We start from the raw sequence: 14,712 nt of genomic DNA on the forward strand, positions 1-14,712 counted from the left end.
ACGAAGCACACCTGAGGAGGCGCGATGAGACGAACGAGCAGCGGTGGGGGCGCCCCCCACCTGCGGCGACGGACCGGGCTGGGGGCGGGCTGCGCAGCGGCGGTCCTGGCCGCGACCCTCACCTCGTGCGGGTCCTCGGCGGGGTCCGGACCCCCCGAGCTGACCTGGTACGTGAACCCCGACAACGGCGGACAGGCGACCATCGCCCAGCAGTGCACCGAGGAGTCCGGCGGCGCCTGGTCGTTGGAGGTCTCGGTGCTGCCGAGCTCGGCCTCGGCGCAGCGCGAGCAGCTGATGAGACGCCTCGCGGGCAACGACTCCTCGATCGACCTGATGAGCCTGGACCCGGTGTTCGTCCCGGAGACGGCCGAGGCCGGGTTCCTCCTGCCGCTGCCGGCCGAGCTCCAGGACACGTTCACCGACGGCATCGTCGAGGGAGCCGTGCAGGGGGCCTCCTGGAAGGACGAACTGGTCACCGCACCGTTCTGGGCCAACACCCAGCTGCTCTGGTACCGCACGTCGATGGTCGAGGCCGCCGGGCTGGACCTGTCCCAGCCGGTCACCTGGCAGCAGGTCATCGACGCCGCGGCGTCGCAGGGATCGGTCCTCGCCGAGCAGGGCGCGCGGGCGGAGTCGATGACGGTGTGGGTCAACGCCATGGTCGAGTCCGCGGGCGGGTCGGTGATCGAGAACCCGGAGGCGTCGGCCGACGAACTGCGTCTCGGCCTCGACTCCGACGCCGGGCGCGCGGCGGCCGACGTCATGCGGCAGATGACCGAGAAGGGGGTCCTCGGTCCGGGGATCGACAACCGCGACGAGGCCGCGACGGCCAACCTGTTCCAGCAGGACGGGGCCATGTTCATGCTGAACTGGCCCTTCGTGTACGCCCAGGCCGCCGCGGCGGCCGAGGGGGGCACGATGGACCGGGCCGTGTTCGAGGACTACGGCTGGGCCCAGTTCCCCCGGATGAGCGCCGACCAGGAGTCCGCGCCCCCGCTGGGCGGCATCGACATCGGGATCGGGGCGTTCACCGAGCACCCGGACCAGGCGCTGGAGGCGGTGCGGTGCATCGTGGCCGCCGACAAGCAGGCGGCCTACATGATCTCCGACGGGAACCCGGCGGCCGCCGTCGCGGCCTACGACGACCCGGCGGTGCGCGAGGCGTTCCCCATGGCCGACGCCATCCGGGAGTCCCTGCAGAACGCGGCCCCGCGGCCGCAGACGGCCTACTACAACGAGGTCTCCTCGGGGATCCAGGACACGTTCCAGCCCGTCTCGGGCGTGAGCGAACGGACCCCGGAGGAGGCGCAGGAGTTCATCACCGCCGTGCTGCGAGGGGAGCGGTTGCTATGAGTGTGGACACCAGTTCCCGGCGCGGGACGCGCGACGGGGGAGCGACGCCGGCCGGTCGACGCCCGAAGGCGACCGACCGGGCCCGGCAGGAGGCCCGGCTCGGCTGGTACCTGGCCGGGCCCGCGTTCGTCATCCTCGTCGCGGTCACCGGTTACCCCATCCTGCAGGCGCTCTACGACTCGCTCTGGAGCTACCGTCTCACCGCCCCGGCCGACCGGGAGTTCATCGGCCTGCGCAACTACGGGGTCATCCTGACCGACCCGCTGTGGCTGTCGTCGTTGGCGAACACCGTGCTCATCACGGTGGTCACGGTCGCGGTGGAACTCGTCCTCGGGTTCGCCCTCGCGATGGTCATGCACAAGGTGCTGGGGTGGCTGCGACCCATCGTCCGCACCGCGATCCTCGTGCCCTACGCCATCATCACCGTCGTCTCGGCCTACGCCTGGCAGTACGCGTTCGGGCTGACCACCGGGTTCATGAACGCCGTCCTGAACCTCGACGACTTCGACTGGTTCGCCAACAAGTGGACGGCCCTGCTGGTCATCTGCCTGTCGGAGATCTGGAAGACCACGCCGTTCATCTCGTTGCTGCTGCTGGCCGGGCTCGCCCAGGTGCCGGAGGACATGCACGAGGCGGCCAAGGTCGACGGGGCGACCGCGTGGGAGCGGCTGTGGAAGGTCACGCTGCCGAACATGAAGGCCTCGATCATGGTGGCCCTGCTGTTCCGGGCGCTGGACGCGTTCCGCATCTTCGACAACGTCTTCATCATGACCAAGGGGGCGGCCGACACCGAGACGGTGTCGTTCCTCGCCTACAACCAGACCATCTCCCGGCTCGAGATCGGGCTGGGGTCGGCCGTGTCGGTGCTGCTGTTCGTCTGCGTCATCGTCATCTGCTTCATCGCGATCAAGGTGTTCAAGGTCGACCTGGCCCGGGCGAGGGGGGAGTCCTGATGGGTGCGATGTCCACCAAGGAGAAGGTGCTCTGGTACCTCGGGGCGCTGCTCATCGTCCTGTACGCGCTGGTGCCCGTCGTCTGGATCGTCTCGCTGAGCCTCAAGAGCGAGGGGGAGCTCTCCCAGGCCGGGAACTTCTTCCCGACCAGCCCCACCTTCGCGAACTACAGCGAGATCTTCACCGGAAACGCCTCGGAGCTGTTCATCGCGGCGTTGCGCAACTCCATCATCACCTGCCTGCTCGCGACGTTCATCGCCGTGGTCTTGGCGATGTTCGCCGCCTACGCGATCGCCCGGCTGGACTTCCCCGGCAAGCGGGTCGTGCTCACCTCGGCGCTGGCGGTGGCGGTGTTCCCGGTCATCACGATGGTGACCCCGATCTTCAACCTGTGGCGGCAGATCGGGCTCTACGACACGATCCCCGGGCTGATCCTGCCCTACCTGGCGCTCACGCTGCCGATCTCCATCTGGACGATGTCGGCGTTCTTCCGGCAGATCCCGTGGGACATGGAGCAGGCCGCCCAGGTCGACGGCGCGACGAGCTGGCAGGCGTTCCGCAAGGTCATCGTCCCGCTGGCCGCACCGGGCGTCTTCACCACGGCGATCATCGCGTTCTTCATCGCCTGGAACGACTTCGTCTTCGGGATCTCGCTGACCTCGACGACGCGGGCCCAACCGGTCCCGGCGGCGCTCAGCTCGTTCACCGGGTCCAGCTACTTCGTGCAGCCGACGGGCGCCATCAGTGCGGCCGCGGTCATCGTCACCATCCCCGTCGTCCTGCTCGCGCTGCTGTTCCAGCGGCGGATCGTGGCCGGCCTGACCAACGGCGCCGTCAAGGGCTGAGGAGGAAGAACTCATGGCACGCATCGAGCTCAAGAACATCGTCAAGAAGTACGGCGACGGGTTCCCCGCCGTGAACGACGTCAGCCTGGACATCGCCGACGGGGAGTTCGTCATCCTCGTCGGGCCCTCCGGCTGCGGGAAGTCCACGCTGCTGCGGATGATCGTCGGCCTGGAGGACATCACCGAGGGGGACCTGCTCATCGACGGCAAGCGGGTCAACGACCTCGCGCCGCGCGACCGCGACCTGGCGATGGTCTTCCAGAACTACGCGCTCTACCCGCACCTGACCGTGGGGGAGAACATCGCCTTCCCGCTGCGGCTCGGGCACTCCAAGGTGGACGAGAAGGAGATCAAGGCCCGGGTCCAGCGGGCCGCGGACATGCTCGAGCTGAACGAGCACCTGTCGCGCAAGCCGGCCAACCTCTCCGGGGGGCAACGGCAGCGCGTGGCCATGGGGCGGGCCATCGTCCGCGACGCCAAGGCGTTCCTCTTCGACGAGCCGCTGTCCAACCTCGACGCCAAGCTGCGCGGGCAGATGCGCACCGAGATCGCCCGCATGCAGCGGTCGCTGGCCACCACCACGGTCTACGTCACCCACGACCAGACCGAGGCGATGACCCTCGGCGACCGGGTCGCGGTGCTGCGCAAGGGGTCGCTGCAGCAGGTGGCCAGCCCTCGCGAGCTGTACGAGCAGCCCGTCAACCTCTTCGTGGCCGGGTTCATCGGGTCCCCGCCGATGAACTTCCTGCCCGCCCGGGTGGCCGGGGACCGGCTGCAGCTGCCGTTCTGCGAGGTGCCGGCCCCGCCGGTGGTCCGCGACGGCGGGCACGACGGCAAGCTCCTCATCGTCGGCATCCGCCCGGAGCACTTCGACGACGCCGAGGTCACCGACCAGCCCGAGGGGGCGGCGACCTTCGAGGCTGACGTCGACGTGACCGAGTGGCTGGGCAACGAGCTCTACGCCTACCTGCCCTTCGAGGCCGAGGAGGAGACGAAGGCCCAGCTCGCCGAGCTCGACCGTGAGCTGGACGGCGAGAGCATGCGCAGCCAGCTGGTGGTCACCCTCGACGCGATGAGCGGGGTGCGCGACGGGGACCGGGCCCGGCTGTGGTTCGACCCCCGGCGGATGCACGTGTTCGACCCATCCTCCGGCGCCAACCTTACCCGGGACGAGGAGAAGGCCGCACGGATCGGGGAGCAGTCGGAGAAGCTGCGGCGGCGTTCCCTGGAGCGGGCCCAGCAGCAGCAGGACGAGCGCAGCCCGGCCCCCTCGGGGGCCTGACGGGCCGCTGCATCGTCGGCGTGATCGACGCAGAGTGGCTGTTTGACACTCTCCGTCGATGGGTGGGGGTCCGGTCGGGGCACGGCCGGGCCCCCACCCGCGTGCCGGACCCCGTCGTGTCGGACCCCCTGGTTAGTCTGCGGCCAGATCCAGCGACAGCCCCCGCGCGGGCTGCTCCGCCGAGCCCGAGGGAGGTGCCTGACGTTGTCGACGGACGCCCTGTCCTCCGGCCGTCCCGCCCTCGATCCCGAGGTCGTCCCGGTGCCCGCGCCGACCCCGGCGCCGGTGCTCGACGACCTGCAGGTGGTGCTCCGCCGCGGGCTCGCGGGCGCCCCCGTCCCGGAGTGGCGCGCGTTGCAGGTCGGGGCGGGCGCGCCCCCGTTCTGCGGGCCGGACTGGGTGCTCGCGGTGGCCGCCCACCTCGGCACCGGTGAACCCCTGCTCGTCACCGTGCGGCGCCAGGGTCGGCTGCTCGCCCTGGGCGCCTTCGCCGTGCATCCCGGTCTGCGTGCACCCGGGCGGCGCGGCGGCCGCCCCCTCATCACCTTCTACGGATCCGGGGTCAGCGACTACGCGACCGTGCTGTGCGACCCCACCTGTCCCGTCCCGGCGACCCGGCTGGTCGCGGCCGTCCTCGACGCCGTGGTGGCCGAGGTGCCCGGGGCCATCCTCGACCTGGAACGGGTCGTCGAGGGCGAACCCCTGCACGAGGCCCTCGACGTGTGGGCGCGGGCGCGGGGCTACGGCCTCCGTCGGCTGCGCCAGTCCAGCGTGCACGCCCTCGCCCTGCCCGCCACCGTCGCCGAGCACGACCGCGCCCTGGGCCGGCACGCGCGGCACGAGGAGCGTCGGCAGTGGCGACGGCTGCTGCGCCGCGGGCAGGTCGAGGCGGCCGACGACCTGCTGGCCGACGTCGCCCCGGGAGACCTGGACGCCCTGCGCGCGCTGGTCGCCGAGCTGGGGGCGGTCGACGCCGCGCACCCCCGTGCCGCCGAGCGCGAGCAGCCGTGGCGCGGGACGTCGGGCCGGACCCTGTTCCAGCTCCTGGCCACCACCCCCCGCCCGGTCCTGCAGCTGGCCGGCCTGCGGGTCGACGGGGACCTGATCGCCTACACCTTCTGCCTGGCCGGTCCGCGGGCGCTGCACGGGTACGTCCAGAGCTACCGCCGCGACTGGGCCGACGTGGGGCCGGGGGCCCTGCTGCTGCTGCGCCTGCGCCGGCGGGCGCTCGAGGCCGGCTACGACGAGCTCGACCTGCTGCGCGGGGAGGAGGAGTACAAGCGGCGCGGCGCCCGGCGGACCCGGACGACGGTCCGGGTCATCCTGCGCCCGGACGCGCCGCCGATGACCGCCCTGGTCGACCGGGTCGTCCTGCTCCGGCGCACCTACCGCGACGAGATCCGCCGCTCCCGTCGTCTCGACGGGGCGGTCTCCGGCCTGGGCCGCGGGGTGGACCGGGCCCGTCGGGAGACCGCCGCCTCCCTCGGCCGCTTGAACCGGCTCCGGCCCGGCCGCTGAACCTCAGCCCAGCTCGGCCCGGGTCGGCGGGTTGGCCCCGGCCCGTTCGCAGGTGATCGAGGCCGAACGGACGCTGGTCGTCACCACGTCGCGCAGCGTCGCCACGTCGATCGCGCGCAACGCCTCGCGTCGCCCCGCGCCCAGCAGGTCACGGACGGCCAGGGCGTGCAGCAACCCCGACATGCCCGCGTCGCCGGCCCCCACCGTGTCGACGACGTCGGTCGGCGGGGCCGGGACCTCGACCTCCCCGGCCCGGCTGAGGGCGAAGGCACCCTCGGGGCCGCGGGTGACCATGACCAGCGCGGGTCCCCGGGCCAACCACTCCCGGGCGACTTCGTGGTCGGGGACCCCGGGCCGCAGCCACTCCAGGTCCTCGTCGGAGACCTTGACGACGTCGGCGACGTCGACGAACGCCTCCACCGCGACGTTGGCGGCGGCCGGGTCGGCGAAGAACGCCGGCCGGATGTTGGGGTCGAAGCTCGTCGTCGCGGAGGCCCGACGGGCCGTGAGCAGGTCGAGCACCTCACCCGCCCCGGGTTGGACGGCGGTGGCGATCGACCCGGTGTGCACGACGTCGACCTCGTCGGGCAGCTCCACCGCCGGGACGCTCCACTCGAGCTCGAACTCGTAGCTGGCCCGGCCCTCGGCGTCGAGACGGGCGTGCGCGATCGCGGTCCGCCCCTCGTCGACCGCACCGGGGACGAGGTGGACGTCGGCCTGCGCGAGGTGTCCCCGGAGCAGGCTGCCGTAGGGGTCGTCGCCCATCCGCGTCAGCAGGTGGACCTCGTGCTCCAGGCGCCCCAACCCGTAGGCCACGTTGAACGGACTGCCGCCTGCGTAGTCGGCGCTGCTCCCGTCGGCCCGGGTGACCACGTCGACCAAGGCCTCGCCGACGACGACCGCGACGCTGCGTTGCGTGCTCATCGGCGGATCAGCGGGGGCCGCGGAAGTCGATCGCGGAGTACGCGGCGAGCTTCGAGAGCTGGTGCTCGGACTCGACCCGACGGATCGTGCCCGACTTGGAGCGCATGACGATGCTGGAGGTCGAGATGTGGTCGCCGCGGTAACGGACCCCGTGGACCAGCTCGCCGTCGGTGATGCCGGTGACGACGAAGTACACGTTGTCGCTGTCGACCAGGGTGCGGGTGTCGAGCACGGCGTCGAGGTCGTGGCCGGCGTCCAGCGCGCGCTGCTTCTCCTCGTCGTCCTGCGGCCAGAGCCGCCCCTGGATCGTCCCGCCCAGGCAGTGCATGGCGCAGGCGGCGATGATCCCCTCGGGGGTGCCCCCGACGCCCAGCAGCATGTCGACGCCGGTGCCCTCACGGGCGGCCATGACCGCCCCGGCGACGTCGCCGTCGGAGATGAACTTGATGCGCGCACCCGCGGCGCGGACCTCGTCGGCCAGCTTGGCGTGCCGCGGACGGTCGAGCAGGCAGACGGTGATGTCCTCGACCGCGGCCTTCTTGGCCTTGGCCAGGCGCCGCACGTTCTCCTTGACGGGGAGGCGGATGTCCACGACGTCGGCGGCCTCGGCCCCGACGACCAGCTTGTCCATGTAGAAGACGGCCGACGGGTCGTACATGGTGCCGCGCTCGGCGACGGCCAGGACGGCGACCGCGTTCGGCATGCCGCGGGCGGTCAGCGTGGTGCCGTCGATCGGGTCCACCGCGACGTCGCACTCGGCGCCGCTGCCGTCGCCGACCCGCTCCCCGTTGAAGAGCATCGGGGCGTTGTCCTTCTCGCCCTCACCGATCACCACGGTGCCGTTCATGCTGACCGTGCCGATGAGGACGCGCATGGCGTTGACCGCGGCCCCGTCGGCCCGGTTCTTGTCCCCGCGGCCCACCCACCGCCCGCCGGCCATGGCCGCGGCCTCGGTGACCCGGACGAGCTCCAGGGCCAGGTTCCGGTCCGGAGCCTCCTGCCCGACACTCAGCGAGGGCGGCAGCGACGTGCTGGTGGGCTGGGACATGCGTGACCTCCGGGCTCGACTGACCGGATCCTAGCCACAGCCCATCGCGTGGAAGCATGGCGGTGTGAGCTCCACCGGCAGCCCGACCGACCGCCCCTCCCGCCCGCGCGCCGAGCAGGGCGTGCCCCGCCGCCGGGGTGGCGGCAGCGTCTCGTCCATGATCATCTCGATGGCGCTCATCATCGGGGCCGTCCTCGTGATCGTGCTCCTGGTGCCCCGACCCAACACCATCGAGCAGCCGGCGGTCGACGTCGCGAACGCGGCCGAGGGGGCCACGTCCCGCCTGGACTTCGTGCCCCCGGTGCCCGTCGGGCTCGACGGCTGGACCCCGACCGCGGCCGTCGTGAACCGCTCGACGAACGACGTCGTGACCTGGCACGTCAACTACCGCACCGATTCCGGGGAGTACCTGGCCCTCGACGTCGCTCGCGGCGCCACCGCGGGGTGGGAGCGCGCGCTGTCCGCGGGCGGCGGGCCCGACGGGGAGCAGCAGATCGACGGACAGACCTGGGAGCGCCTCTACCAGGCCGACCGCGGGCGCTCGACGCTCGTCCGGGAGGCCGACGGACTGACCGTCCTGGTCTCGGGCGAGACCGGCTACCCGGTCCTGGCCGAACTGGTCCAGGCCACCGAGCGGGCCTGGAGCGAGCAGGGTCGCACCTGGGGCTGAACCGGTCCCCGGGGCCGGGGCGAGGAGACCGAACTCACGTCCCTCAGGCCTGCTCGGGAGCCGCCGTCCGGCGGTCCAGGCGCTCGCGGGCCCCGTCGAGGATGTGCTGGCAGCGGTCGGCCAGGAGCTCTCCGCGCTCCCACAGGGCCAACGACTCCTCCAGCGGCGTGCCGCCCGCCTCCAGCCGACGCACCACGTCGAGCAGCTCGTCGCGGGCCTGCTCGTAGCCGAGCCCGGACTCCTCCGGCGTCGACCCCTGGTCGTCGGGGCCGGGTGCGGGGGTGGTCTTCGCGGGCACGGGCGTCATCCTGCCCCACCGCCGCGACCCGCGACCGCCTCCGCCCCCTCCGCGACCGCTATCAGCGCCCCCTCGGCGACCCGGATCCGCAACCGCGCCCCGGCGGGGACGGCCGCCGGGTCGTGCACGAGGCCGGCGGGTCCCTGCACGACGGCGTACCCGCGTCGGAGGGTCGACAGCGGCGACAACGCCCGGACCTGGGCCCGCAGGTGCCCGACCTCCACCCCGGCGCGCTCGATGCGGCGGTGCAGGCCGTCGCGCCCGCGCGCCCGGGCGGCCCCGACCTCCTGCTCGCGGACGTCGAGCAGCACGTGCGGGGCGGCGAGGACCGGTCGGCTGCGCAGGGCCGCCAGCGCGGCCGACTCCCGCTCGACCCGGGTGCCGATCCCGCGCCGGGCCCGCGCCCGCAGTGCCTCGACACCGTTCAGTTCCTCGGCCACGTCGGGGACGACCAGGCGGGCCGCGTCGGTCGGGGTGGAGGCGCGGACGTCGGCGACGAGGTCCAGCAGGGGTGAGTCGACCTCGTGCCCGATGGCCGAGACGACGGGGGTGCGGGCGGCCGCGACCGCCCTCAGCAGGGCCTCGTTGCTGAAGGGGAGGAGGTCCTCGACGCTGCCGCCGCCCCGCGCGACGACGACGACGTCGACCTCGGCCAGGGCGTCGAGCTCGGCCAGCGCGTCGGCCACCTCCACGACCGCGTTCGGGCCCTGGACCGCCACCTCGCGGATCTCGAAGCGGACCCCCGGCCACCGGGCCCGGGCGTTGTCGACGACGTCGCGCTCGGCGGCCGAGGCCCGCCCGCACACCAGCCCGACCACGCGGGGCAGGAACGGGAGCGGGCGCTTGCGGCCGACGTCGAAGAGACCCTCCGCGGCCAGGACCCGTTTGAGGTGCTCGAGGCGGGCCAAGAGTTCCCCGACCCCCACCGGGCGCAGGTCGTCGACGGCCAGGGACAGCGACCCGCGCTTGGCGAAGAACTCCGGCCGGGCGTGGGCGACGACCCGGGTGCCGTGGGTCAACCCGTCGGGCAGGACCTCGCGCAGGCGGGCGATCACGCGACGGTGGATGGTCACCGGCAACGACATGTCCGTATCGGCGTCGCGCAGGGTCAGGAACACCACGGAGGCCCCGGGCCGGTCGTTCACCTGGACGACCTGCCCCTCGACCCAGGTCCAGGGCATCTTGGCGATGTAGGCGTCCATCTTGGCCGCCAGCAGGCGCACGGGCCACGGGTTCTCGGCCGTGGTCTCCCCGGCGGTCGCGGGCCGGCGGCGGGGACCGGGGTCGGGGGCGGGGCTCACCCCTCCATCCTCAGGGCGAGCGTGAACACCGCCCCCGGCAGGGTCCCGGATGGCAGGTCCGGACCGGCGGGGTCGACGCAGGTCAGCGTCGCGCCCGAGGCGGCGGCCAACCCGCGGGCGATGGCCAGGCCGAGGCCGGAGCCGCCGTCCCCGGCCCGCGCGGGGTCGAGGCGGACGAGCCGCTCGAAGACGCGTTCACGGTCGGCCGGGGCGACACCGGGGCCGGTGTCCGAGACGACGACGCGACCCCGGGGATCCAGCTCGACGCGGACGCGCCCGGCCGGGGCGGCGCGACGGGCGTTGTCGAGCAGGTTGTCGACGATGCGCCGGACGTGCTCGGGATCGGCGTGCACCAGGACCGGGCGGGCGGGGAGGACGACCTCGGCCCCGGGCACCTCGGCGGCCTCCCGCAGCAGTCCGGCCGGGTCGAGGTCGCGGGGGGCGGCGCGCACCTCGGGCAGGCGGGCGGCCGTGAGCAGGTCGGCGACCAGACGGGCGGCGCGGCGGGCCTCGCGCACGGTGCGGGCGGCGGTCTCCTCCCGCGCCAGGCGGGCCGCGTCGGCGACGGCGGGATCCCCGTCCGCCTCGTCCTCCATGTCGTCGGAGTCCTCCGCCGCGGACGAGGACAGCAGCAGCCGCTCCGCCCCGACCACCACCCCGGTGATCGGGGTCCGCAGCTCGTGGGCCGCGTCGGCCAGGAACTGCCGGGTGGTCTCGCTGGCCTGCCGGGCCCGGGCCTCGGCCCCCTCAAGGGCGTCGAGCATGTCGTCGAAGGCCGCGGCGGTCCGCCCGAGCTCGGTGTCGGTGCGGTCGGGGGAGAGGCGTCGGCCGCGGTCGCCCGCCGCGATCGAGCGGGCCGTGGCGGTCATGGTGTCCAGCGGGCCGAGCGCGCGGCCCAGCAACCACCAGGCCGCCCCCGCGGCCAGCAGCAGCCCGACGACACCGCCGAGACCCATGAGGATGCGGAACTGGCGCAGGGTCTGCGTGATCGGGCTCAGCGACGTCGAGAGTTCCAGCGTCCGTTCCGGGCCGAGGCGGCGGGTCACGGTGATGACGCCGTCGTCCTCCGCGACGGCGTCGCGGGCGGCCGGTCCACCGTCGGCGGCTGGTCCGAGCGGTCCACCGGCCGGGCCGGGGCCGGGTTCGGCGGTGAGGGTGGAACCGTTGCTGCGCAGCACGACCGACGCCCCGGCGGTCCGCATCCGGTCGACCAGGGTCTGGTCGTCGACCGACCCGTCGAGCTGCACCGCGAGGTCGGCCAGCTGTACCAGACGGTCCTCGGCCTCGGCCCGCAACCGCACCCCGAGGCTCACGTCGACGAAGATCCCGACCAGCAGCAGCAGCGCGGCCATGACGGCCACCGTGACGGCGACGACGCGCCGCTTCAGCGACGCGGTGCGCAGCGGACGGTTCCCGGCCCGGTCCGCGGGGCGCCCGCTCACGGGGCCGGACGCAGCACGTAGCCCAGACCCCGCACGGTGTGCAGGATCCGGGGCCCGTGCGCCTCGAGCTTGCGGCGCAACGCGGAGACGTGGACCTCGACCAGGTTCGGGTCGTACGCCTCGTACCCCCAGACCTGGGTCAGCAGCTGCACCTTGGACAGGGTGCGACCGCGGTGACGGACCAGGTGGGCCAGCAGGCGGAACTCGGTCGCGGTGAGGTCCAGGGTGTGCCCGTCGCGCACCGCGGTCGTCGCGGTCTCGTCCACCACCAGGTCGCCGACCTGGAGGACGGCACCGGCGTTCCCGGCGCGGCGCAGCAGGGCTCGCAACCGGACCAGGAGTTCCTCGACCGCGAAGGGTTTGACGACGTAGTCGTCACCCCCGGCCTCGAACCCGGCCAACCGGTCCGGGACGGCGTCGCGGGCGGTGACGAACACGACGGCCACCCCGCGGGGGACGCAGTGCCGCCGTGCCAGCGTCAACCCGTCCTCACCGGGAACCATGACGTCGAGCACGGCCACGTCGGGCCGGAACCCGTCGAGGACCAGGTCGATCCCCTCGCCGTCGGCCATCGCCTCGACGGCCATGCCGGCCTCGCGCAGGCTCTCGGCGACGGAGTCCCGGATGAGGGGGTCGTCCTCGACCAGCAGGATCCGGGCGGCCCCGGTGCCCGGGTGGCCCGGGCTCATCGCGAGGACCGGACCCAGGCGCTGAACGAGCGCAGCGACCCCGAACCCGGGCGGCGCAACCACGGCCAGGGGTGGCGCTCCACGACGTCCACCGTCGCCGAACGTCGGGCGAAACCCGGGACGGGGGCCCAGGTCACCGCGACCCGTCGCCCGGCCAGTTCCTCCTCGACCCGGCCGAGGCGCACCTCCGACCCGAGTTCGGCGAGGGTCTCGGCCAGGAACACCAACCGCTTGCCCGACAGGCGAAGACGCGCCAGCAGGGGTTCGTCGAACACGAACACGGAGGGCCGGTCCGGGTGCGCGGCCAGGGCCGGGTCGTCGTCCCCCAGGGATTCGGCGGTGAGCCACACCGTGTCCGGCTCGCCCGCGGTCTCCACCGCGGTCGGACCCGCGTCGGTCGGTCCGCCCGCCAACCCGGACGGGGGTTCGGTACGGGCGCCGGCCTCGGTCTCCGGCCAGCCCTGGATCGGGCAGTTCCGGTTCAGCGCGCACCCCGCGCACAACTGCGGGGCCCGTTTCTCCACCTGCCAGCGGCTGAACCCGTAGACCTTCCCCGTCCCGGTGCCGACGGTCCACTGCCACCCCAACCGGTTCGCGGCGGGGGACCCGTCGAGCAGGTGCCGGTACATCTCCAGCTGGCCCTCGCGCCAGTCGGCCCCGGCGCGCACGGAGTACTGCGAGGCCAACCACATCCGGGTCTGGTTCACCAACCAGCCGTCCTCGTGGAGTTCGTCCGTGGTCTCGGCCATGCAGGCCATCTCCCTCGCCCACGGTGCCCGGTTCCAGGGTCGGGAGGGCACCGGCCCGGAGAACCGCAGCGGCTGGGCGGTGGCGGGGCCGACCCGGGCGTAGAGGTGCCGGGCGTACTCCTGCCACAGCAGTTCGTCGCGGAACTTCGTCCGGTCCCGGGCCGGGGCCCCGGCGGCGGCGGCCCACACCTCCGGCAACGGCAGCAGGCCGTGGCGGATGTAGGGGGAGAGGCGGGTGGCCCCGCGCCGGGAGCGGGGGAGCACCTCGTTGCGGCGGGCGGCGTACCCGGTGAGGTCGAGGGTCGCCAACGCGGTGTCGGCGGCGGTCTGACCCCCGCGGACGGAGGAGCCGCTCGGGCGACCGGGACCCTCGAGGGTCAGGTGACCCAGGTGGGTCCCGACCCAGTCGAGGACGCCCTCGCGGTCGCGGGGCGGCGGGGGGAGCAGCGGCATACCTCTGATCTTGGGCCCCACCTCCCCGGCCAGCACCCCCACCGGGGGCTGAAGGATCCCTGAAGGGACGGGAGGGACCGGTCGCGCTTCAGGTCGGCTTCAGATTCGGAGGGTGATCTGGATGTCGGCCGTTCATCGCGGTCCACCGATCCGGATGGAAGAGGTTCATCGCATGTCCGTCGAGCAGACGACCACCCAGACCACCCCCCGTCGCCGCAGCCGGGCGCTGCGCGTCACGCTGGCGACGATCGCCGCCGGCGGCATCGTGCTCGGCGGCGCGGCCGCCGCCGGGGCGCTCCCGCTGACCGGGACCACGACCCCGGCCGCGACCAGCGCTCCGAGCGCCCCCGCCACGCCCTCCGCTCCCGACGGGTCGGCCACCCCGCCCGCCGCTCCGACCCCGCCCGCCGACGGTGCCCTGCCGGGTGGACCGGGCGCCCCGGGGGGTCCCGGCGCCCCGGGGGCGCCCGGTGGTCCCGGTGCTCCCGGCCCCGTGGCCGACGGTGCCGTACACGGCGACGTGACCGCCGTGAGCGACGACTCGATCACCGTCACCAAGCCGGCCGGTCCGGCCGGGGACGCGGCGACCGAGACCGTGCTCTCGATCACCGGTGACACCACGGTGACCCGCGACGCGGGCCCGGGGCAGGAGGCCACGGCGGCCGCCGTGTCCGACATCGCGGTGGGTGACCACGTCCACGTGACCGCCGTCGACCCCGACGCGAGCGACCTGGTCGCGGCCGAGATCCGCATCATGCCCGCCCCGCCCGAGGGTGGGCCGGCTGGTCCCGGTGGCCCCGAGGCCGCCGGGCGGGTGCACGGTGACGTGACCGCCGTGAGCGACGACTCGATCACCGTCACCAAGCCGGCCGGTCCGGCCGGGGACGCGGCGACCGAGACCGTGCTCTCGATCACCGGCGACACCACGGTGACCCGCGACGCGGGCCCGGGGCAGGAGGCCACGGCGGCCTCGGTGTCCGACATCGCGGTGGGTGACCACGTCCACGTGACCGCGGTCGACCCGGATGCGAGCGACCTGGTCGCGGCCGACATCCGCATCATGCCCACCCCGCCGGCCCCGCCCGCCCCGCCGACCGGTAGCGGCTCGGCCACCGCCCCCGACGCGGGGGCGACCCCCGACGCGGCCGGGTCGACGAGCCTCGGCTCCTGACCCCCACCCGCGTTCC

At 73.9% G+C, this 14,712-nt stretch carries 14 protein-coding genes; 7 read left to right on the forward strand and 7 right to left on the reverse strand.

The features are described from left to right. Positions 1-24 precede the first annotated feature (24 nt). The 5 genes from ACFFKU_RS18015 (at position 25) to ACFFKU_RS18035 (ending at position 5,951) form a co-directional block, all read left to right on the forward strand. Positions 25-1,353: an extracellular solute-binding protein gene (locus ACFFKU_RS18015; RefSeq protein ID WP_380140170.1), complete on the forward strand. Its 1,329-nt coding sequence runs from the start codon at positions 25-27 to the stop codon at positions 1,351-1,353. After that, positions 1,350-2,306 carry a carbohydrate ABC transporter permease gene (locus tag ACFFKU_RS18020; RefSeq protein WP_380140172.1) on the forward strand — a complete coding sequence of 319 codons (957 nt, stop codon included), beginning with the start codon at positions 1,350-1,352 and terminating at the stop codon, positions 2,304-2,306. The genes ACFFKU_RS18015 and ACFFKU_RS18020 overlap by 4 nt, the downstream gene beginning before the upstream one ends. An 8-nt stretch (positions 2,307-2,314) precedes the next feature. Further along, positions 2,315-3,151: a carbohydrate ABC transporter permease gene (locus ACFFKU_RS18025; protein ID WP_380140293.1), complete on the forward strand. Its 837-nt coding sequence runs from the start codon at positions 2,315-2,317 to the stop codon at positions 3,149-3,151. A gap of 13 nt (positions 3,152-3,164) precedes the next feature. Further along, positions 3,165-4,433 carry an ABC transporter ATP-binding protein gene (locus tag ACFFKU_RS18030; protein ID WP_380140174.1) on the forward strand — a complete coding sequence of 423 codons (1,269 nt, stop codon included), beginning with the start codon at positions 3,165-3,167 and terminating at the stop codon, positions 4,431-4,433. Between the two features lie 204 nt (positions 4,434-4,637). Next, positions 4,638-5,951 carry a GNAT family N-acetyltransferase gene (locus tag ACFFKU_RS18035; RefSeq protein WP_380140176.1) on the forward strand — a complete coding sequence of 438 codons (1,314 nt, stop codon included), beginning with the start codon at positions 4,638-4,640 and terminating at the stop codon, positions 5,949-5,951. Positions 5,952-5,954: 3 nt separating this feature from the next. Here ACFFKU_RS18035 and ACFFKU_RS18040 read toward each other — a convergent pair whose 3' ends face one another. Together ACFFKU_RS18040 and glpX are read right to left on the reverse strand one after the other, a co-directional pair. Then, positions 5,955-6,875, reverse strand: a complete 921-nt coding sequence (locus ACFFKU_RS18040) for a carbohydrate kinase family protein (RefSeq protein WP_380140178.1) — start codon at positions 6,873-6,875, stop codon at positions 5,955-5,957. A gap of 7 nt (positions 6,876-6,882) precedes the next feature. Beyond that, positions 6,883-7,923, reverse strand: coding sequence for a class II fructose-bisphosphatase (glpX, locus tag ACFFKU_RS18045; protein WP_380140180.1), 1,041 nt, complete (start codon positions 7,921-7,923; stop codon positions 6,883-6,885). 64 nt (positions 7,924-7,987) lie between these two features. Here glpX and ACFFKU_RS18050 point away from each other — a divergent pair, with 64 nt between their 5' ends. Then, the gene (locus ACFFKU_RS18050) at positions 7,988-8,593 is read left to right on the forward strand and encodes a DUF4245 domain-containing protein (protein WP_380140182.1); all 606 of its coding nucleotides are present in this window, start codon (positions 7,988-7,990) and stop codon (positions 8,591-8,593) included. 43 nt (positions 8,594-8,636) lie between these two features. On the opposite strand, the gene ACFFKU_RS18055 is transcribed toward ACFFKU_RS18050, so the two are convergent. From ACFFKU_RS18055 to ACFFKU_RS18075, 5 genes are read right to left on the reverse strand one after another with little or no spacing between them, the layout of a single operon-like run. Beyond that, the gene (locus tag ACFFKU_RS18055) at positions 8,637-8,891 is read right to left on the reverse strand and encodes an exodeoxyribonuclease VII small subunit (protein WP_380140184.1); all 255 of its coding nucleotides are present in this window, start codon (positions 8,889-8,891) and stop codon (positions 8,637-8,639) included. Positions 8,892-8,896: 5 nt separating this feature from the next. Further along, on the reverse strand, positions 8,897-10,192 hold the full coding sequence (gene xseA / locus ACFFKU_RS18060) for an exodeoxyribonuclease VII large subunit (protein WP_380140186.1): 1,296 nt from the start codon (positions 10,190-10,192) through the stop codon (positions 8,897-8,899). Then, complete coding sequence (locus ACFFKU_RS18065) at positions 10,189-11,634, reverse strand: sensor histidine kinase (protein ID WP_380140188.1); 1,446 nt, start codon at positions 11,632-11,634, stop codon at positions 10,189-10,191. The genes xseA and ACFFKU_RS18065 overlap by 4 nt, the downstream gene beginning before the upstream one ends. Further along, on the reverse strand, positions 11,631-12,323 hold the full coding sequence (locus ACFFKU_RS18070) for a response regulator transcription factor (protein ID WP_380140190.1): 693 nt from the start codon (positions 12,321-12,323) through the stop codon (positions 11,631-11,633). Before ACFFKU_RS18070 ends, ACFFKU_RS18065 begins: the two co-directional genes overlap by 4 nt. Further along, positions 12,320-13,525 carry an FAD-binding domain-containing protein gene (locus tag ACFFKU_RS18075; RefSeq protein ID WP_380140192.1) on the reverse strand — a complete coding sequence of 402 codons (1,206 nt, stop codon included), beginning with the start codon at positions 13,523-13,525 and terminating at the stop codon, positions 12,320-12,322. The genes ACFFKU_RS18070 and ACFFKU_RS18075 overlap by 4 nt, the downstream gene beginning before the upstream one ends. A 172-nt stretch (positions 13,526-13,697) precedes the next feature. On the opposite strand from ACFFKU_RS18075, the gene ACFFKU_RS18080 reads away from it, so the two are divergent. Then, positions 13,698-14,696, forward strand: coding sequence for a hypothetical protein (locus tag ACFFKU_RS18080; RefSeq protein WP_380140193.1), 999 nt, complete (start codon positions 13,698-13,700; stop codon positions 14,694-14,696). The last annotated feature ends 16 nt before the right edge of the window (positions 14,697-14,712 follow it).

The sequence above is a fragment of the Kineococcus gynurae genome (genome assembly GCF_042433995.1).
Classification (GTDB): domain Bacteria; phylum Actinomycetota; class Actinomycetes; order Actinomycetales; family Kineococcaceae; genus Kineococcus; species Kineococcus gynurae.